The organism is Ectopseudomonas oleovorans, assembly GCF_029845265.1.
In the GTDB taxonomy this organism is placed as follows: Bacteria; Pseudomonadota; Gammaproteobacteria; order Pseudomonadales; family Pseudomonadaceae; genus Aquipseudomonas; species Aquipseudomonas oleovorans.
The window spans coordinates 17,345-36,124 of record NZ_JAOCLK010000045.1 but is presented as its reverse complement, the minus strand read 5'-3'; the positions used below and the strand labels follow the sequence as shown (position 1 = coordinate 36,124).

Below are 18,780 nucleotides of genomic sequence, written 5' to 3'. Positions count from 1 at the left end.
ACGAACAGGAAGCGGATAGAGGCGGCGTAGCGGGGTGAGGTAGCAGCGATTGCCAAAGCCCGATACTTGCACGGAACGCTACGACGTAAACCGCCTTATACGGAACCGTACGTACGGTGGTGTGGGAGGACGGCGGGGGTAACCCCGTCTCCTACCCGATTTTGAACGCGTGCGTATCCGGCGCCTTACCCCACAAGTGGGGCAGAGGGTCTCAGGACCGGGTATTGGATGCGCGCATGCTTCGCCAAGCTCAATCGAACTGGTACTGCACGCCCGCGCCAACATACCAGGCGCGCTCCGGGCCGGGTTCGTAGTAGCGGCCGTTGCGGTCACCGACTATCACCGAGCCGATGTACTCGCGATCCAACAGGTTGTCGATGCGTAGCACCTGGTTGAAAGTCATTGCACCGACCTTCTGCTCGAAGCGTGCCTGCCAGTTGAACAGTGCATAGCTGGGCGCTGCCTTGGCAGTATTGCTGTCCTCGACGTACAGCTTGCTGCGGTATAGGCCTTCGACTGCGGTGCTGAACCAGCCCACCGGCTGCCAGGCGAGTTCACCATACAGGGTGTTGGCGGGAATGCCTGGCATGTGCTTGCCGGATTCTACGAGTTGATTACGACTGGTGAAATCCTTGCTGTAAGTGGCGTCGATGTGGGTGTAGGCGAGGTTGGCGCGCAGGGTTTCGCTCAGATGGCTTTCCAGGGAAAGCTCAAGGCCACGGCGGCGGGTTTGGGCGGCGTTCTGGAAGCTGTTGCGGCCACCACTGGCCGATGCTACGACCAGCTCGTCGTCGGTATCGATCTGGAACAGCGCCACTTGCAGATTGGTGGCCTCGGCCAGACGGGCTTTCAGCCCAATCTCGAACTGCTCGCTAGTTGCAGGTTTCAGATCGAAGCCGAAGCTGTTGCCTGGGCCTGAGTAGGAGAGTTCGTTGAGCGTGGGTGTCTCCAGGCCCTTGCCCCAGCTGGCATAGATATTCAAGTTTGGCAGCAGGGCATAGCTGGCGCCCAGGGTTGGGGTCCATTCACGGTAGGTGACGGAGCCACTGTCGTCGCAATTTTCGGTTTGCGGGTTCAGGCAGGCATTGGAGAGGATGAAATTGTCATCTACATCGAATTCGACATGGTTGTAGCGCAGCCCAGCCTGTATCTCTAGCTTGCCCAATTGCCAGGCTGCCTGCAGATAGGGCGACAGACTGGTGACCTCATTACGCTCGTCGCGGCGCAGATCGCCCTTCACACCGAGGGTGTCACCGACGAAGTTCTCGTAGCCCTGACGGTCATCGCGCGAATAGTCGTAGTCCAGGCCGGTGGTGACGGTCAGCAGGCTGCTACCCAGGTCGAACGATTGAATCCAGCGGTTGCCGATACCGTGGAAGCGGCGCTCGAAGTCGATCACTCCGCCGGAGTGGCTTTGTGGTGCTTGAAAGTTTGGGCGAATCGACTGGTACTGAATCACCCGCCGTGTCCCGCTGTACAGCGTGCTTTGCCAGATGCCAGCGGCAAAGCTGCGTTCGTAGTTGAGACCGAATTGACGATGATCAACGGTCTTGCGCGTATTGAACTCCAGAGCGCTAGGCGCGGCAGCACGCCGGTTGGCTTTTACATCTTTCCACTCCAGCCCCTGCGGGTCCTGGGTGTCGTTCTGATCCAGTTCGCTGAAGCTCAGGCTGAGCTTGCTGAGGTCATCCGGGTACAGGGTCAGCTTGGCAAAGGTCTTGTCGAGGATGGCGCCGCTGTGGTCGCGGTAACCGTCTGTCTCGAAATGCGAGCGGTTGATGATGAAACCGGCTCTGTCGTTGCCGCCTTCGGCCGAGACGCGGGTACGGCTGGTGCCGTAAGCGGCCTGGGAGGTGTCGAGCGCGACCTTGGGGGCACCTTCGCCATCGCGCGAGAACAGCTGGATGACACCACCGGAGTTGCTGCCGTAGACGCTGGCGAATGGCCCACGCAGGACCTCGATGCGCTCCAGGGTGTCGAGGTCGAAGGTCGCCGCCTGGCCCTGGCCGTCCGGATTGGACAGCGGCACACCATCAGCCAGCAGCTTGATGCCACGAATACCGAAGGCCGAGCGGGCGCCAAAGCCGCGTGAGGATATTTGCAGATCCTGCGCATAGTTTTGCCGATTCTGCACCACCAGTCCCGGAACGCTGCCGAGTGCTTCGGAGAGGTTGACGCCGGTTTTGCCCAGTGTGGCCTGTTCGGCATCGATGCGGTTGACCGAGAAGGGCAGTTGCCAGCCGCTGGCCAGATAGCGGCTGCCGGTGATCACCAGTGGGTCGGCCTGGTAGGTGGCGTTTTCGGCCTGTGCAGCCAGTGGCAGGAACAATGCGGGCAGCCAGTAGCGGGCCAGCGCTGGGTGATAGCCATTAGCGGAAATGCTCTACGAAATGTTGCCGAAATAGGGTTGTCGGATGATTTGGGTAGCGCTGACATTTGGATCAAACAATGAGCGGCGCCACCTCGATGGTGCCCATGGAGTTCCCATGCAACAGCAGTCTTGCGCATTGGCCGCCCGTACCACCCTGGTGGTCATGGGGGTCAGTGGCTCCGGCAAGAGCGAGATCAGCCAGGGGGTCGCCACCGCACTCGGTTGGCGCCATATCGAAGCCGATCATTTCCATCCTCCCGAAAACATAGAGCGCATGCGCGCGGACAACGCGCTGAGCGACGAAGACCGTCGCCACTGGCTGGATGCACTGTGCGAGCAGATTCAGGGCGCGCAGGCCGCAGGTGAATGCTTCGTGCTGGCCTGCTCGGCGCTCAAGCGCGCTTACCGCGAGCGCCTGCGTCAGGTGGTTCCGGGGTTGCAGTTCGTGCATCTGGATATTGATCACGCCACCGCGGTGCAGCGTGTCGGTGCTCGGCCTGGACATTTCATGCCGACTTCTCTGGTCGACAGCCAGTTCGCCACCCTCGAAAGCCCGGCAGGTGAACCATACGTACGAGTCGTCGATGCGCAGCAGTCGCGGCAAGCGTTGGTGGCCGATATCCAGGCCTGGGTTCGTCGCGAAGCCACGGAGGCCGTGTCGAGCCAGGCCCAGGATATGCTCGATAGCGAAATTGATAGCGCTAACCAAGCGGCCCAGCTAGGCGCCGAACCGATCTATGAGGGTCGCATCGCGCGCATGTTCGATCGCCTGACCGATGGCCTGATGGCGGTGCTGATGGCCTTCATGGTGGTGGCGGTGTTTACCAATGTGGTGCTGCGCTACGCCTTCGGCACCGGCTGGCCGGGCGCCGAGGAGCTTTCACGGTTGGCGTTCGTCTGGCTGGTCTTCGTCGGTGTGGCTTCTGGTATGCGTCGTGGCGAGCTGATGACCTTCCGCATGATTCGTGACCGCTTCCCGCTGCTGGCGCAGCGACTGGTGGATTCGCTGAGCTGGATTCTCGTGGCAGGAGCGAGCCTGCTCTCGGCCTTGGGCGCCTGGAATCAGGTGCAGTTCGGCTGGGGCAACGTCAGTACCGTGGTCGGTTATCCGGTGGTGCTGGCGATGCTGCCGGTGCTGGCGAGCATGCTGGTGCTGGCGATTCTGGCGGTGGTGCAGTTGGTCAACCTCTGGCGGCGTACGCCGCAGGCGACGCTGACCCAAGCGCACGTCGAATGATGCTGGCCCAATTCCAACAAGACGGGCACTGCCCAGCGAGGACCTGTCGATGACTGTCGCGGTATTTCTTTCTTCCCTGCTGGGGTTCATGGCATTCGGTATGCCCATCGCCTTCGCCCTGATCCTCACTGCGGCCGTACTGATGTGGTACCTGGATTTCTGGGACGTGCAGTTGCTGGCGCAGAACCTGCTCGCCGGCGCTGACAGCTTCCCGCTGCTGGCGGTACCGTTCTTTATCCTGGCCGGCGAGCTGATGAACGCCGGCGGCATTTCCCGGCGCATCATCGCCATGGCGCAGGCCTACTTTGGCCACCTGCGCGGTGGCCTCGGCTACGTTGCCATTGCGGCCGCCGTGCTGCTGGCCAGCATGTCCGGTTCGGCACTGGCCGATACTGCTGCGCTCGCCACATTGCTGTTGCCGATGATGCGTCAGCGCGGTTATCCGGTGCATTCCTCGGCGGGCCTGGTAGCCGCTGGCGGCATCATCGCGCCGATCATTCCGCCGTCGATGCCGTTCGTGATCTATGGCGTGGTCACCAACACCTCCATCAGCCAGCTGTTCATGGCCGGGCTGGTGCCGGGATTGATCATGGGCGCCGGCCTGATCGTCGCCTGGACGCTGATCGCCCGTGGTTTCACCGAGCCCACACCGCCCAAGGCCAGCGCCGCCGAGCGTCGCCGCGTGCTGATCGACGGCGCCGCTGCCCTGATGCTGCCGGTGATCATCGTTGGCGGTCTGCGCTTCGGCATCTTCACGCCCACCGAGGCCGCCGTGGTAGCCGCCATGTACGCGCTGGCCGTGTCCACCTTGCTCTACCGCGAGCTGAGCTGGAGCGACCTGATGGAGACCCTGACCCGTGCCAGTCGCACCACGGCGTCGGTGATGTTCCTCTGCGCCGCGGCCACGGTCTCGGCCTACATGATTACCCTGGCGCAGTTGCCTGACGAAATCGGCGCCATGCTCGGGCCGCTGGCCGAGCACCCCAAACTGCTGGTACTGGCGATCATGCTGCTGATGATCGCAGTGGGCATGGTGCTCGACCTGACGCCGACCATCCTGATTCTGGCGCCAGTGCTGGCGCCCATCGCGATCAAGGCTGGGGTCGATCCGGTGTACTTCGGCGTGATGTTCGTGCTGATCGGCTCCATCGGCCTGATCACGCCGCCTGTGGGCACCGTGCTTAACGTCGTCGGCGGTATCGGCAAGTTGCGCATGGAGGTGCTGGTACGCGGCGTCATGCCGTTCTTCCTGATTTACCTGATCATCGTCGCGTTGCTGGTGGCGTTCCCGGCCATCGTCACCGTGCCGTTGGCCTGGTTGCGCTGAGTTGACCTAGCGGCGCTGGTGCGCCGTCATCCTTTACAACAATAAGAGGTAGACCCGATGAAACGTCCACTGCTCGCCATCCTCACCGCTGCCATGCTGTGCAGCCCGCTCGCCAGTTTCACCGCCCATGCCGATGACGTGCGCTCACGCATGATCCGCTTCGGTTACGGTCTCAACGAGAACAGCAACCAGGGTCGTGCGGCCAAGCTGTTCGCCGAAGAGGTGGCCAAGGCTTCCGACGGCAAACTCAAGGTGCGCACTTTCGTCGCCGCCAGCCTGGGTTCCGACGACCAGATGCAGAGCGCGCTGATCGGTGGGGCGCAGGAAATGATGGTCGGCTCTACCGCGACTCTGGTGGGTATCACCAGAGAAATGGCCGTGTGGGACACGCCGTTCCTGTTCAGCAGTGCCGAGCAGGCCGATGCCGTGCTCGACGGCCCGGTGGGGCGCCAGGTCATGGACAAGCTGGAAGAGAAAGGCCTGGTCGGGCTGGTGTATTGGGAGAACGGCTTTCGCAACCTGACCAACAATGCCCGGCCCATCACCAGGCTGGAGGACTTTTCCGGGGTCAAGCTGCGCGTGATGCCCAACCCGGTGTTTCTCGAAACCTTCAAGCTGATGGGCGCCAACGCCGTACCGCTACCGTTCTCCGAGCTGTTCACCGCGCTGGAGACCAAGGCCGTCGATGGCCAGGAAAACCCTTTCAACACCATTCTTTCCTCGAAGTTCTACGAGGTGCAGCAGTACCTGACCGTGACCAACCATGTGTACAGCCCGTGGATCGTCACCGTGTCCAAGCGCTGGTGGGACGGCCTGTCGCCAACCGAGCAGAGCATCCTGCTGGAAGCGGCAAAGAAGGCGCGCGACTTCGAGCGCCAGGACACCCGTGAGGAAGCCGCCCGTGCGTTGGCCGAGCTGAAAGACAAGGGCATGCAGATCAACGAAGTGGCGCCGGCCGAGGTGCAGCGCATGCGTGAGCAGGCCGCACCGGCGATCCAGAAGGTCGTCGACACGGTTGGCCAGCAGCTGTTCGATCAGGTCCAGGCTGAAGCCGAAAAGGCCGCTCTATAAGGGCTGGCCCAGGAATGGCGGCCAGTACGCCGCTGATGCTGGGCGGGCTCGCAGTTTTGCGGGGCACGCAGGTGGTAACGCTCCTTGCATGGTGGCGTTACCCCGGGCGGCGTGTCCCGCGCTTTATTCAACGGCAGCGCTGGTAGAATCATCCGCTGCTAACCAATGGAGGCGCTATGACTCAACGCCGACGCCGATCTGCCGAACGTGTCACCCTGTCCGATGTGGCCAAGGCCGCGGGCTGCTCGTTGATGTCCGCTTCGCGCGCGCTGTCGCAGCCGGGGCGGGTGTCTGATGCGCTGCGCGAGCAGGTGATGCGCGCGGCCCAGGCGCTGGGTTACGTGCCCAACCCGGCAGCGCGGGCATTGGCCAGTTCACGCTCGAACCTGGTGGCTGTGGTGATCCCGTCGCTGTCGAACTCGGTGTTCGTCGACACCGTGGAGGCCATCCAGCGGGTGCTGATGCCGGCCGGCTTCGAAATGATGATCGGCGTCAGTCACTACCGGGTCGAGGAGGATGAGCGCCTGTTGCGTTCCTATCTGGCGCACCAGCCAGCGGGTCTGCTGCTTACGGGTTTCGAGCGCAGCGACGCGGCGCGCGAAATCCTCGGCGCCAGCAGTTGCCCGTTGGTAACGCTGATGGAGCTGAGCGAGGAGCCGGAGGATTACTGCGTCGGCTTCTCTCAGGTCGAAGCCGGCGCCGCCATGACCCGTGCCCTGGTGCAGCGTGGTTACCGCCATATCGCCTTCGCCGCAGCGCAGCTTGACCCGCGCACCTTGCAGCGTGCAGAAGGCTACCGACAGGTGATGCGCTACCTCAATCGACATGATCCGGCGTTGGAGTTGCTGACACCGCAGTTGTCATCCATCGGCTTGGGCGCCGAGTTGCTCGATCGCCTGCTGGCGCAGCAGCCGCAGATTGATGCGGTGTTCTTCAACAACGACGACCTGGCCATGGGCGCGCTGTTCCGCGCGCGTCAGCTGGGCCTGGACGTGCCGGGACGCCTGGCCATCGCCGGTTTCAACGACCTGCCGGCAGCGGCCTGGATGCATCCGGCGCTGAGCACGGTACGTACCACGCGTGGGCGTATCGGCGAGCTGGCGGCGAACATGCTGCTGGCGCTGATGCGTGGCGAAATGCCGGAACAGCACTGCATTGACGTCGGTTTCGAACTGGTGATGCGCGACAGCGCCTGAGGCCTACTGCTTCTTGGTGGCCGCCGCCAATTGCTCGGCGGCGTCCAGGCGCAGGCGTTCACGCTCATCGAAACGTTCTGCAGCCAGCGCCTCGATCGCCGCGCGCTTGTCGCCGCTGCTGAGTCCCTCATTGACCTGAATCTTCGCCTTGGCAGTGATGTAGTCATCCAGGCGCCGCTGCCAACTCTGTCGTTGGCTATCCAGCGCCTCCAGGCGCGTGGTGGCTTCGGCGCCTACCAACTGCTGACGCATCTGGCGGATCTGCGCCGCGCTGGCGCCTTCGGCCTGCAGGCGTGCGGTGTGCTGCTGCAGCTCTTCAGGCAGGGATGCGCGCAGGCGGTCGACGGCAACGCCTTTCTCCTCTGCGCTCATTGTGCTGTCGTACTGGATGGTCAGGCGCTCCAGGGTGACGCGGTTGTAGCCTTCCTCACGGGCGAAGAAGGCCTGGTGGGTTTCGCTGTCGAACAGTCTTGCGCGCAGGGTCTGCACGACGGTCTCGCGCTGGCGCATGGCATCCAGGCTGGCCATTTGCGGCAGGTCGCGCTCCAGCAGCACCAGCTCACGCTTGTAGCTCAGGTATTGCTCCAGCAAGGCCTGCGCGGGCCCGTGCAGGTTCCTGCAATTGGCTGTCGATGTAGTTGCGCAGACGTGACACGCTGGCATCCAGGCTTTCCTCGCCGATGCTGGCGAGGAAGTAATCGAAGATCCGGCGGATGTCTTCGCTGATGATCAGATTGCCGGCAGCGTCCACGCGAAAGCTGCCGTCGACTTCGGTGCCGACGAAGGAGCTGGGCAGGGCCAGCGTCGTGGCCTTCTTCTGTGTGTCTTGGTCGGTCGGTGTTAAGGCCTCTGCAGCCGGAGCCTGCACGGGCTGCGTAGCCGTGGCAGTGGCGGCGGGAGGTGTGAATTGGGTCGGTTGGTGTCCGGGTTGCAGGTAAAGCATCAACGCCAGGCCGGCAACGATCAGTAAAGGCAGGGCGGACAGGGTTTTCTTCACGGCAGGTTCCATTAAGGCGTTCGAACCATTGCTCAGCGCTGGTACCTCGCAGGGTGCGCCGAGCGCACCGAAATGCCGACGTTCCCAGCATCCGGTGCGCACGGCGCAGCCTACGAAGCGCAGCAGTTCAGAGCCCGGCGTTCTTCAGGCGGTTGGCGTGCTGGCGGTAGACCGTCACCGGGTCGGTCTCGAACAGGCTGGTCAGGCCCAGGGTCTGGTTAACCTCGTCGAGGTGGTTCATTACAGATCACGCCCATTCCGTGGCGCGTACGGCGCAAGAACGATCGCAGGAAACATGCCATCGTCCTGCAGTTTCCGGCGAACCCTCTATACAGGCGCCTTCCGGGGTTTTCGGGCGACTTGGCCTCGATATCGCTGCGTACTTTCTGTTACGTGCCGAAACGTCAGGTCGCGCCGAGGGCCGCAATCGATCTGGCCAGGCGGGGCGTCCAGGGCCAGGAACGGGTCTTTTGAGCGGATGGAAATGCGCGGACTGACCGTCGCCCAATCGAAGGTTGGGGTCGAAGTGGGGGCGCCTTGACAGTTTGCCGTGGGCTTCTCTAGGATGCCGTCCTGCGCCGATTTAAACAGCTACTTGCGGGGCGCCACAGGGGGTTGTCATCAACGCCTGAAATTCCGCTAAAGCGCTGGTTCGGTGTCGCCTCTCACCGCTGCCCAGCGGGATTTTCGAGGCGGAGACTCGACCATGATCTGTCCCCAACCCCTTATTCGTCTGGCGCCCATCACCTCGGGCCTGCTGCTGCGCAACCCGCGTGTGCTGCTGGGCGGCAGCCACCAGCCCACCTTGCTGCGCTATCTCGAAGGCTGGCCCAAGCGCTGGGCCGGGTCGCGTGCCTTTCGCATCCAGTTCGTGCAGAACGGCGAGTCGCTGAGTCGTTTTGCGCGGGACAGCTTCGACCTGGCGGTGATCCAGGCCCCCAGCGCCGAGGACGTGGCACAAACCGTCGGTGAGCTGGTGCGGGTGGCGCGTCAGGGGCTGATTACCCGGCGCTAGTTGGACTGTGGGGAAGCCGGCCATCTGCGTAGGAGCGAGCTCTGCTCGCGAAGCTTTTTAAGCGCCAGTATTCGCGAGCCGAGCCCCTACAGCACCTACGGATATTCGATCTCGACGATGTAGCAGGTCTTCTCACCACTGGGGCTGTGCACCCGCACTTCGGCGTCCAGCTCCTTGCCGACCAGGGCGCGGGCCAGAGGCGAGTCGATACTGATCAGGCCCTGTTTCAGGTCCAGCTCGTCGGGGCCGACGATGCGGTAGCGCGACTGTTCGCCGTCTTCGTCTTCGATGGTGACCCAGGCACCGAAGTACACCTTGTTCGGATCGGACGGCTTGTCGCTGACGACCTTGAGCTTTTCCAGACGCTTGGTGAGAAAGCGCACGCGACTGTCGATCTCGCGCAGCATCTTCTTGCCGTAGGTGTATTCGGCGTTCTCCGAGCGATCGCCTTGGGCCGCCGCTTCGCTGACCGATTGCGTCACCTGTGGCCTGCGCACATGCCACAACTCGTGAAGCTCGGCACGCAGGCGCGCTTCGCCCTCTGGCGTGATCAGTGGTGTACCGGCAGGGCGAGGGGGGCGATAGCGGCTCATGGTGTCTCGGGGATGAAGAGGGGCGCCAAGTTTAGCAAACCCCTCTCACGGTTCTCAGCCTTCGCGTAGCACGCTCAACGGGCTGGCATTCAGTGCGCGGCGGGTGCCGAGCACGCCGGCCAGACCGATCAGCAGCGCGCCGATCAGTGGCAGAAGAAGCAGCCAGGGGTGCGGTTGCCAGCTCATGTCGAATGCATAGCGATAGAGCAGAAAGCTCACCAGCTCGCAGCCCAGCGCGGCCAGCAGGCCGGCAGCCGCGCCGAGCAGGCCGAACTCGGCGCGGCGAGCGCTGATCAGCAGCTTGCGTTCGGCGCCCAGTGCGCGCAGCAGCGCGCCCTGGCGAATGCGTTCATCCAGGGTTGCCTGCAGCCCGGCGAGCAGCACGGTGATGCCGGCGGCGAGCACGAACAGCAGTACGTACTCGATGGCCAGGGTGACCTGAGCGAGGATGCTGCGCAGTTGCGCCAGCAGGGCGTCGACCTGCAGCAGCGTCACGCTGGGGAAGGCGCGGCTGAGGGCTACCAGCTCCGCGTCCTGGCCGGGCGGCAGGTAGAAGCTGGTCAGATAGGTGGCAGGCAGGTCCTGCAGGGTCTGCGGCTCGAAGATCATGTAGAAGTTGGGCTGGAAACTGTCCCAATCCACCTGGCGCAGGCTGGTGACCTGCGCGTCGCGTTCGATACCGCCGACATTGAAACGCAACTGGTCGCCGAGCTTCAGTTGCAGGCTTTCGGCCAGCTCGGATTCGACGGAAACGCCAGGCAGCTCGCTGGCGTGCGCGGCGCCCCACCAATTGCCAGCGGTGATCAGGTTGTCGGATGGCAGATCCTCGGCCCAGGTCAGGCTCAGGTCGCGCTGAATGGCCCGCTCGCCGCGACTTTCCTTGGTTACCAATTGGCGCACCGGCTCGCCGTTGATCATGATCAGGCGACCCGGTACCACCGGATACAGCGGCGCCGGGTGTGGAGACAGTTCAGCCAGGCGCGCGGCGAAGGCATCGCGCTCGGCCGGCAGCACGTTGAGCGCGAAGTGATTGGGCGCGTCCTCCGGCAACTGGTCCTGCCAGGTATCGAGCAGCTCGCCGCGCAGCAGGGCGATCAGCGCCATGGCCAGCAGGATCAGACCGAAGGCCAGCGATTGTCCGGCTGCAGCCAGCGGATGGCGCAGCAACTGGCCCAGACCCAGGCGCCAGGGCAGGGCGGCGCGTTGCAGCAGGCGGCGTAGGCTTTGCAAGCCGAGCAACAACAGGCTGCCGAGCAGCAATGCAGCGAGTAGTCCGCCACCCAGCAGTGCCAGCGTCAGGCGCAGATCCAGGCTCAGGCGCCACATGATCAAACCCAGTGCGATCAGCGCTGCGCCGTAGACCAGCCAGGAGCTGGCCGGTAGCGGCAGCATATCGCGGCGTAGCACTCGCAGCGGTGGCACGCGGCCGAGTGCCGCCAGCGGCGGCAGGGCGAAACCGGCCAGCGCCACCAGGCCGGTGGCCATCCCGGCCAATGCGGGCCACAGGTCGGCAGGTGGCAGGTCGTCCGGGATCAGCCCGCGCAACAAGTAGAAAAGAACGTGCTGCCCAGCCCAGCCGAGCAGGGCGCCAATCACGCAGGCGACTAGCCCGAGCAGTGCCAGTTGCAGGCCGAACAGGGCCAGCGCTTCACGCCGCGACAAGCCGAGGCAGCGCAGCAGGGCGCTGGCATCGAAGCGCCGGGCAGCGAAGCGTGCCGCTGACAGGGCCACAGCGACACCGGCGAGCAATACGGCGGCCAGGCTGGCCAGGTTCAAATAACGTTCGGCGCGACCGAGGGCGCCGCCGACCTGGCGATTGCCGTCGCGCGCGTCATCCAGGCGCTGGTTGGGCTGCAGGCCGGCTTCGACTGCCTGACGGTAGGCCGCCAGGGCATTGGCGTCGCCGCGCCAGAGTTCACGAAATCGTACGCGGCTGCCGGGTTGTACCACCTCGGTCGCGGCTAGGTCGTCCAGATGCATCAGCACGCGCGGTGTCAGGCTGTAGAAATCGCCGGCGGTGTCCGGGTCATAGGTCAAGACGCGGCTAAGGCGCAGAGTCCTGGCGCCTATTTCCAGTTCATCACCGATGTTCAGGTTCAGCGCGGCCATCAGCCGTGCTTCGGCCCAGACTTCCCCAGGTCGTGGGCCGGGGCCGGCTTCTTCCGGGGCATAGGGTTCGGTTGCACTGCGCAGCTCTCCGCGCAGCGGATAAGAGTTGCTGGCTGCCTTGACGCTGGCCAACTGAATGCCGCCCTGTGCCGCGACCACGCTGGAAAATTCCACGGCCTGAGCATGGTCGAGCCCCAGCTTGAGTCCTGCATCGATCTGCTCCTGGCTGGCGGGCGTGCTACCGCTCAGGCGCAGGTCTGCAGCGAGAAATTCACTGGCGCGCAGCAGCATGGCGTCGTTCAGTCGTGCGCTGAAATAGCCGATGGCGCTGCTGGAGGCCACGGCCACCAGCAAGGCGAAGAACAGCACCCGCAACTCGCCGGCGCGAGCATCGCGCAGCAGTTGGCGGGCAGCGAGCGAAAACAGGCGAGACAGGGGCACGCGTTTCATCAGGGCTCCACGCGATCGATCAGGTGCCCGGCTTCCAGGCGGATCAGGCGCTGGCAACGGTGCGCCAGGCGCTCGTCATGGGTGACCAGTACCAGCGTGGTACCGCGCTCCTGGTTGAGCTGAAAGAGCAGTTCGGTGATGCGCTCGCCGGTATGGCTGTCGAGGTTGCCGGTGGGCTCGTCGGCGAACAAGACATCCGGCTCGGCGGCGAAGGCGCGGGCGATGGCCACACGCTGTTGTTCGCCACCGGAGAGCTGGCGCGGATAGTGCGTCAGACGCTGACCGAGGCCAACCCGTTCGAGCAGGGCGCGGGCGCGCTGACGGGCATCGGCATGACCTTCCAGCTCCAGCGGCAGCATGACGTTTTCCAGCGCAGTGAGGCTGTCGAGTAACTGGAACGACTGGAAAACGAAGCCAACATGCTCGGCGCGCAGGCGTGCACGCTGGTCTTCGTCGAGTTCGCTGAGGTTCTTGCCGGCCAGCAATACAGCGCCGCCGCTGGGTAGATCGAGGCCGGCGAGCAAACCGAGCAGGGTGGACTTGCCGGAGCCAGAGGCGCCGACAATGGCCAGGCTGTCGCCTTTGTTCAGTTCCAGGTCGAGATCATGAAGGATGGTCAGTGCGCCTTCCGCGCTGTTGACCACTTTGCTAAGGTTCCGCGCAGCGAGAATGCTCGAAGTCATGGAGATTCCAAATGCGTGCATGGTGGCTCAGTGGTGCCTTGACCCTGATGTTTTGGGCTCAGGGAGCGGTTGCAGGCACCCTGCTTGTGGTCGGCGATAGTATCAGCGCCGCTTTTGGCCTGGATAGCCGGCAAGGCTGGGTCGCTTTGCTGGAAAAACGCCTGGTGCAAGAGGGGTTCGAGCATCAGGTGGTCAATGCCTCGATCAGTGGCGACACCAGTGCAGGCGGCGCCGCACGGCTGCCTGCGCTACTTGTCGAGCACAAGCCGGAGCTGGTCATCATCGAGTTGGGTGGCAATGACGGGCTGCGTGGACAGCCCCCTGCGCAATTGCAACAGAATCTTGCGTCGATGGTCGAGCAGTCGCAGCAGGCCGGGGCCAAGGTGCTGCTGTTGGGGATGAAGCTGCCACCCAATTATGGCGTGCGTTACACCACGGCTTTCGCCCAGGTTTTCACTGATCTGGCGGAGCAGAAGCAGGTGCCGCTGGTGCCGTTCTTCCTTGAGGGGGTGGGCGGTGTACCGGGCATGATGCAGGCCGACGGCATTCATCCGACCGAGGCTGCGCAGGAAATACTGCTGGATAATGTCTGGCCGACGCTCAAACCCATGCTCTGAGTCGGTTTTGAGTGCAGCACACTGCAATGAGCAAGGCTTTTCCGCCTCGAGCCTTTCGGCTAATGTGGCCGGCCTGTCACGGAGCCCCAGATGCCGCGTCTCGCCTGGTCCCTATACGCCTATCAATTGATCGAGCCGGATGAGCAGCTGGATCTGTTCGCCTGTCGTGAGGTGCGTGTGCATCTGGTGGCTCGCCAGTTGCGTCTGGGCGGCCATGCTGATCGGACATTGTGTGGCGGTTTGTTACCGGCCCGGCCACGCTGGCAGGCACTGGAAAAGCCCTGGCTGCGCGATAGTCGACTCTGTCCCGCCTGTTTGGCGACGCTCGAGGCGCAGCGGCAGGGTCTGTGCTCGAACTGGGCGGACGGCTGAGGCCTGCCCGCTGCCATAAACGCGGTGTACAATCGACGCCATATCTTTCCATTCACAGGGGACATCCCGGATGTTGTCGCACTTCTCTGCGGTCAACCGCTGCCTGACGTTGCTCGCACTGTGCTGCAGTGCCACGGTGCAGGCTCTCGAACTGCCATTGCCGCCGTCAGGCGAGGATGTGGTGGGCCAGGTACAGGTGATCAAGGCCAAGTACGAGGATACGTTCGCCGATCTGGGAACGGCTAACGATCTTGGCTACCTGGAAATGGTCGCCGCCAACCCCGGTGTCGATCCCTGGCTGCCGGGTGAGGGAACCGAGATCATCCTGCCGACCCGCTATGTGCTGCCACCTGGCCCGCGCGAAGGTATCGTGATCAACCTGGCCGAATACCGTCTGTATTACTTCCCGAAAGGGCAGAATGTGGTGCACACCTTTCCGTTGGGTATCGGCCGTGAAGGCTGGGGCTCGCCATTGGGAACCGGGCGTGTGACCGTCAAGACGCCGAACCCGGCCTGGTATCCGCCCAAGTCGATTCGCGAAGAGCACGCTGCCGAGGGCGACATTCTGCCCACCGTTGTGCCGCCTGGCCCGGACAACCCGTTGGGGCCGTACAAGATGACGTTGTCCTTCCCGGGCTACCTGATCCACGGTTCGAACAAGAAGTTCGGTATTGGCATGCGCGTCAGCCATGGCTGCTTCCGCATGCTCAACCATAACGTGCTGGAACTGGCGGACATGGTGCCGGTGGGAACGCCGGTGCGCATCATCAATGAGCCCTACAAGTTCGGCGTGAGTGGCGACAAGGTCTACCTGGAAGCGCATGCGCCGCTCGACGATGAAGGTGTTCCGTCGGTTGTCGACAAGCACACGGCCGTGATCAACGCCCTGCTCAAGCGCGACGAGCTCAGCGGTCTGCGTCTTGACTGGGACATGGTACGCGAGGTGGTGGCTGCCGAAGACGGTATGCCAGTACCGATTGCCGCGCAGACCGAGCAAGTCGTTGCGAGCAGTGACAACCCGTTCTGATTCGATACCGTAGTCTACAACCCGCCTGCATTCGTGTTGGCGGGTTTTTTATTGCCTGGTCAGCGCCGCCCAATAAAAAAGCCGCACCAGTTGCCTGGGCGGCTTTCTAAAAACGAGTCGCAAATTACTTGCGGCTTGCTTTTTCCAGCATGCGCAGAGCGCGCTCGTTGGCTTCGTCAGCGGTCTGCTGAGCTTTCTGAGCGGCGGCCAGAGCTTCATCAGCCTTGCGGTAGGCTTCGTCGGCACGGGCTTGAGCGCGGGCAGCTGCGTCTTCGGTAGCAGTCAGACGAGCTTCGGTTTCTTTGGACATGCTGCTGCAACCGGTAGCCAGAACTGCGGCCAGAGCCAGAGCAGAGAATTTCAGAACGTTGTTCATCGTGTTCCCCTTTAGGTGGAGTTTTCCATAAAAAGCAATTTCCCTACTGTGGGAAATTAGCCGGCGTACATACTACCTATTACTTTTAGTAAGTAAACGGAGCCAAGGCAAGAGTTGCAGTTTTTTTTCTGCGCGCAGGGTGCCGCCCAAGGGGGTTGGCTAAAAAACACTCAGTTACGCAATCGCAACAGTGCAACGCTTTTACCAGCTGTTATAAATGCCCCAGCTTTGCAACTAAAACAAAAAGAGGGAACGCAGATGCTTGGGAATTTGGGGCTGTTGCTCGGTTTGGCGTTACTTATCTTCATGGCGTTGCGTGGGGTGAATATATTCATCGCGGCATTGCTTTGTTCCATTCTGGTGGCGTTGAGCAATGGTGTAGCGGTACCGGGAGCGTTACTCGAGCATTTTCCTTTTGGTCCGTTGGGCGCCTTTACCTTCGCCGGCAAGTTCTTCGTGCTGTTTCTCTGCGGTGCGATCTTCGGCAAGGTCATGGCTGCCAGCCAGGCCGCCAGCAGTATCGCTCAGGCCATCACCCGTGGGCTGGGCACGCAACGCACGCTCTGGGTGGCAATGCTGGTATGTGCCGTGCTGACCTATGGCGGGGTCGTGGTGTTCGTAGTGATCTTCACCATGTATCCGCTGGGCATCACCCTGATGCGCGAGGCCAACCTGCCCAAGCGGCTATTCTGTGCCGCCACTGCGCTGGGCTCTGGCACCTTCACCATGACGGCGTTGCCTGGCTCACCTTCGATTCATAACGTGATCGCCGCCAGTGCGCTGGGGACCGATCTGTTCGCCGGTGCCTGGATCGGTTTGTTCGCATCGCTGGTGATGATCGTTCTGGGGATGGCCTATCTGCAGCGCGAGTGGCGTCTGGCGCGTGAGCGTGGCGAGGGCTTCGAGCCCAATGCTCAGGATGAGCGCATGCAGCAGTTGGCCGGCACGCCCGGTAGCGGGCCGCACTGGGGGATGGCGCTGGTGCCGATCATCGTGGTGCTGGGGATCATTCTGTTGCCGCGCTTGCTCGCCTTAACAGGTATGGCTACGCCTGGTGAGAGCGCGCTGGGAGGCTTGCTGGCCTTCAGTCAGGCGCAGCCGATTCTCTGGCCCAGCCTGGCCCTGGTGATTGCCACAGGGGTGGCCGTGATGCTGTTCCCGAGCCTGCGCCGTAACACGGTCAGTCTGCTTGGGCAGGGGGCCGATGATGCGATCATGCCGCTGCTCAATACGGCTGCGGTGATCGGTTTTGGCGGTGTGGTGACGCAGACTGCGGGTTTTGCCCAGTTCGCCCAATGGATATTGGCGGTGGATCTGCCGCCGCTGCTGTCGGTGTTCGCTTCGGTCAGTGTGGTTTCCGGGATCGTCGGTTCGTCTTCCGGTGGCCTGCAGATTTTCATGCAGACGCTGGCGCCCAGCTACCTGGAAATGGGCATCGAGCCTGAGGTGTTGCACCGTATCGCCAATATTGCTGCGGGTGGATTGGACTCGCTGCCGCACTGCGGTGCGGTGATCGCCATGCTGATGATCATGGGCTTGACGCACAAGCAGGCCTACAAGGACATCTTCGTCATCACCGTGTTGATTCCGGTGGTTGCCGTATTGCTGTGCATTGCACTTCTGAGCTTCTGAATCTGCGCGGGCAGTCTGTGCCCGCAAGGCCGGGCCGTGAAGGGAATGCGCTGAAATGTAAATTTACGCTTTCGTCGACATGCGGGTATGAGGTAAAAATAGGTGCGCCGCTAACGGTTTGCGGCTTGAGGAGAGAAGATGAGCGAAGGGCTTTCCATCCATCACGACCAGACGAGTCATCAGTTCGTGACGACCGTCGATGGTGATCGCGCCTATCTGGCCTATATGGATCTGGGCAAGCAGACGCTGGATATCTATCGCACCTTCGTCCCCAATACCCTGCGCGGGCGCGGTATTGCCGCCGCGCTCACCGAACATGCCCTGCAGTATGCCGAAGGCAAGGGCTATACGGTGATTCCCTCCTGTTCGTATGTTGAGCGCTACATGGAACGCCGTTCGCGGCACCAGTAGAGTCGGCACGGCAGAGGTGGGCTGAAGCCCACCCTACGTTGAGCGCAGATATGAAAACGCCGGGCAATGCCCGGCGTTTGCTTTGCTGCACTACCGCTTAGCCACGAGGACGCTTGGGCAGTACATCCTTGAGCTTGGCGTGCATGCTGCGCAGGCTTTTCTCGGTGGTATCCCAGTCGATGCAGGCATCGGTGATGGATACGCCGTACTTGAGGTCGCACAGGTTCTTCGGAATCGACTGATTGCCCCAGCCCAGGTGGCTCTCGACCATCAGACCAACGATGGAGTTGTTGCCCTCGAGGATCTGGTTGGCGACGTTCTCCAGCACCAGCGGCTGCAGGGCCGGGTCCTTGTTGGAGTTGGCGTGGCTGCAGTCGACCATGATGTTCGGACGGATGCCGGCTTTGGTCAGTTCCTGCTCACAAATGGCCACACTGACCGAATCGTAGTTGGGTTTACCGTTGCCGCCGCGCAGTACCACGTGACCGTAGGCGTTGCCCTTGGTGGTGACGATGGACACGCCGCCTTCCTGGTTGATGCCGAGGAAGCGGTGTGGGCTGGAAACCGACTGCAGTGCATTGATCGCCACGGTCAGACCGCCGTCAGTACCATTCTTGAAGCCGACTGCCGAGGACAGGCCCGAGGCCATTTCGCGGTGGGTCTGGGACTCGGTGGTGCGCGCGCCGATGGCCGACCAGCTGATCAGATCTTGCAGGTACTGCGGGGAAATCGGATCGAGCGCTTCGGTGGCGGTGGGCAGGCCCATTTCTGCCAGGTCGCGCAGCAGCTTGCGGCCGATGTGCAGGCCGTCCTGGATCTTGAACGAGTCATCCAGATAGGGGTCGTTGATCAGGCCTTTCCAGCCGACCGTGGTGCGCGGCTTCTCGAAGTACACGCGCATGACCAGGAACAGGCTGTCGGATAGCTCGGCAGCCAGCACCTTGAGGCGCTCGGCGTACTCATGAGCGGCCTTGATGTCGTGGATGGAGCAAGGGCCGACGACCACGAACAGGCGATGATCCTTGCCGTCGAGGATGTCGCGTACCACCTGACGACCATGGGCGACGGTCTTCAGCGCGGCATCGGTCAGAGGGATTTCGCGTTTGAGCTGATCGGGGGTGATCAGGGTTTCGTTGGAAGCGACGTTAAGGTCGTCGATCGGTAAATCAGCCATCGTGCTATTCATCGGGTCAGGTCGTCAGGTCACGGGTGCCGGCCGCCAGCGATCCCCTATGGCGGTGCACAGCTAGTTGGTGCAGGGGGAGCCGAACCTTAGCGCGTACGCGGCTGCGCGAC

The 18,780-nt window shown here is 62.7% G+C and carries 16 protein-coding genes and 2 pseudogenes; 10 read left to right on the top strand and 8 right to left on the bottom strand.

Translation table 11 applies throughout. From position 1 onward, the window contains the following. Nucleotides 1–250: 250 nt before the first annotated feature. A complete protein-coding gene (locus N5J71_RS18710; RefSeq protein ID WP_279870761.1) occupies nt 251–2,329 on the bottom strand; it encodes a TonB-dependent receptor family protein in 2,079 nt (692 codons plus the stop codon). 157 nt (nt 2,330–2,486) lie between these two features. Between N5J71_RS18710 and N5J71_RS18705 the strand changes: the two genes are divergently transcribed. From N5J71_RS18705 to gntR, 4 genes are all read left to right on the top strand, one after another. Beyond that, nucleotides 2,487–3,608, top strand: coding sequence for a gluconokinase, GntK/IdnK-type (locus tag N5J71_RS18705; protein ID WP_279917392.1), 1,122 nt, complete (start codon nt 2,487–2,489; stop codon nt 3,606–3,608). A 49-nt stretch (nt 3,609–3,657) separates the two neighbouring features. Beyond that, on the top strand, nt 3,658–4,935 hold the full coding sequence (locus tag N5J71_RS18700; protein WP_279917391.1) for a TRAP transporter large permease: 1,278 nt from the start codon (nt 3,658–3,660) through the stop codon (nt 4,933–4,935). Between the two features lie 57 nt (nt 4,936–4,992). Next, nucleotides 4,993–6,006, top strand: coding sequence for a TRAP transporter substrate-binding protein (locus N5J71_RS18695; RefSeq protein ID WP_279917390.1), 1,014 nt, complete (start codon nt 4,993–4,995; stop codon nt 6,004–6,006). A gap of 176 nt (nt 6,007–6,182) precedes the next feature. Next, nucleotides 6,183–7,202 (top strand): HTH-type transcriptional regulator GntR, encoded by a 1,020-nt coding sequence (gene gntR / locus N5J71_RS18690; RefSeq protein WP_003460001.1) that lies wholly within the window; start codon nt 6,183–6,185, stop codon nt 7,200–7,202. Nucleotides 7,203–7,205: 3 nt separating this feature from the next. On the opposite strand, the pseudogene N5J71_RS18685 reads toward gntR, so the two are convergent. Both N5J71_RS18685 and N5J71_RS18680 read right to left on the bottom strand, forming a co-directional pair. Beyond that, nucleotides 7,206–8,199, bottom strand: a pseudogene (locus N5J71_RS18685) (lipase secretion chaperone). Nucleotides 8,200–8,326: 127 nt separating this feature from the next. Beyond that, a pseudogene (locus N5J71_RS18680) lies at nt 8,327–8,440 on the bottom strand (lipase); the annotation flags it as partial. Nucleotides 8,441–8,905: 465 nt separating this feature from the next. Between N5J71_RS18680 and N5J71_RS18675 the strand changes: the two are divergent. Then, nucleotides 8,906–9,214, top strand: coding sequence for a hypothetical protein (locus N5J71_RS18675; RefSeq protein ID WP_021488972.1), 309 nt, complete (start codon nt 8,906–8,908; stop codon nt 9,212–9,214). Nucleotides 9,215–9,309: 95 nt separating this feature from the next. Here the strand turns inward: N5J71_RS18675 and greB are convergent, their stop codons facing one another. The 3 genes from greB to N5J71_RS18660 are packed head-to-tail and all read right to left on the bottom strand — an operon-like array spanning nt 9,310 to nt 13,049. After that, on the bottom strand, nt 9,310–9,807 hold the full coding sequence (gene greB, locus N5J71_RS18670; protein ID WP_003460007.1) for a transcription elongation factor GreB: 498 nt from the start codon (nt 9,805–9,807) through the stop codon (nt 9,310–9,312). A gap of 54 nt (nt 9,808–9,861) precedes the next feature. Further along, the gene (locus tag N5J71_RS18665) at nt 9,862–12,366 is read right to left on the bottom strand and encodes an ABC transporter permease (protein WP_279917389.1); all 2,505 of its coding nucleotides are present in this window, start codon (nt 12,364–12,366) and stop codon (nt 9,862–9,864) included. Next, nucleotides 12,366–13,049, bottom strand: a complete 684-nt coding sequence (locus N5J71_RS18660) for an ABC transporter ATP-binding protein (protein WP_279917388.1) — start codon at nt 13,047–13,049, stop codon at nt 12,366–12,368. The genes N5J71_RS18665 and N5J71_RS18660 overlap by 1 nt, the downstream gene beginning before the upstream one ends. Nucleotides 13,050–13,060: 11 nt before the next feature. On the opposite strand from N5J71_RS18660, the gene N5J71_RS18655 reads away from it, so the two are divergent. From N5J71_RS18655 to N5J71_RS18645, 3 genes are all read left to right on the top strand, one after another. Continuing rightward, nucleotides 13,061–13,666, top strand: a complete 606-nt coding sequence (locus N5J71_RS18655; protein WP_147812105.1) for an arylesterase — start codon at nt 13,061–13,063, stop codon at nt 13,664–13,666. A 90-nt stretch (nt 13,667–13,756) separates the two neighbouring features. After that, entirely contained in the window at nt 13,757–14,038 is a 282-nt protein-coding gene (locus tag N5J71_RS18650; RefSeq protein ID WP_279534879.1) for a hypothetical protein, read from the top strand. Nucleotides 14,039–14,108: 70 nt separating this feature from the next. Next, entirely contained in the window at nt 14,109–15,065 is a 957-nt protein-coding gene (locus N5J71_RS18645) for a L,D-transpeptidase family protein (RefSeq protein ID WP_279870755.1), read from the top strand. Nucleotides 15,066–15,189: 124 nt separating this feature from the next. Here the strand turns inward: N5J71_RS18645 and oprI are convergent, their stop codons facing one another. Beyond that, the gene (gene oprI, locus N5J71_RS18640) at nt 15,190–15,441 is read right to left on the bottom strand and encodes an outer membrane lipoprotei OprI (RefSeq protein WP_003239826.1); all 252 of its coding nucleotides are present in this window, start codon (nt 15,439–15,441) and stop codon (nt 15,190–15,192) included. Between the two features lie 258 nt (nt 15,442–15,699). Between oprI and N5J71_RS18635 the strand changes: the two genes are divergently transcribed. Together N5J71_RS18635 and N5J71_RS18630 are read left to right on the top strand one after the other, a co-directional pair. Next, nucleotides 15,700–17,073, top strand: a complete 1,374-nt coding sequence (locus tag N5J71_RS18635) for a GntP family permease (protein ID WP_279917387.1) — start codon at nt 15,700–15,702, stop codon at nt 17,071–17,073. A 138-nt stretch (nt 17,074–17,211) separates the two neighbouring features. After that, nucleotides 17,212–17,484: a GNAT family N-acetyltransferase gene (locus N5J71_RS18630; RefSeq protein WP_003460019.1), complete on the top strand. Its 273-nt coding sequence runs from the start codon at nt 17,212–17,214 to the stop codon at nt 17,482–17,484. Nucleotides 17,485–17,581: 97 nt separating this feature from the next. Here N5J71_RS18630 and N5J71_RS18625 read toward each other — a convergent pair whose 3' ends face one another. Further along, nucleotides 17,582–18,658 (bottom strand): 3-deoxy-7-phosphoheptulonate synthase, encoded by a 1,077-nt coding sequence (locus tag N5J71_RS18625; RefSeq protein WP_039964564.1) that lies wholly within the window; start codon nt 18,656–18,658, stop codon nt 17,582–17,584. Nucleotides 18,659–18,780 lie beyond the last annotated feature (122 nt).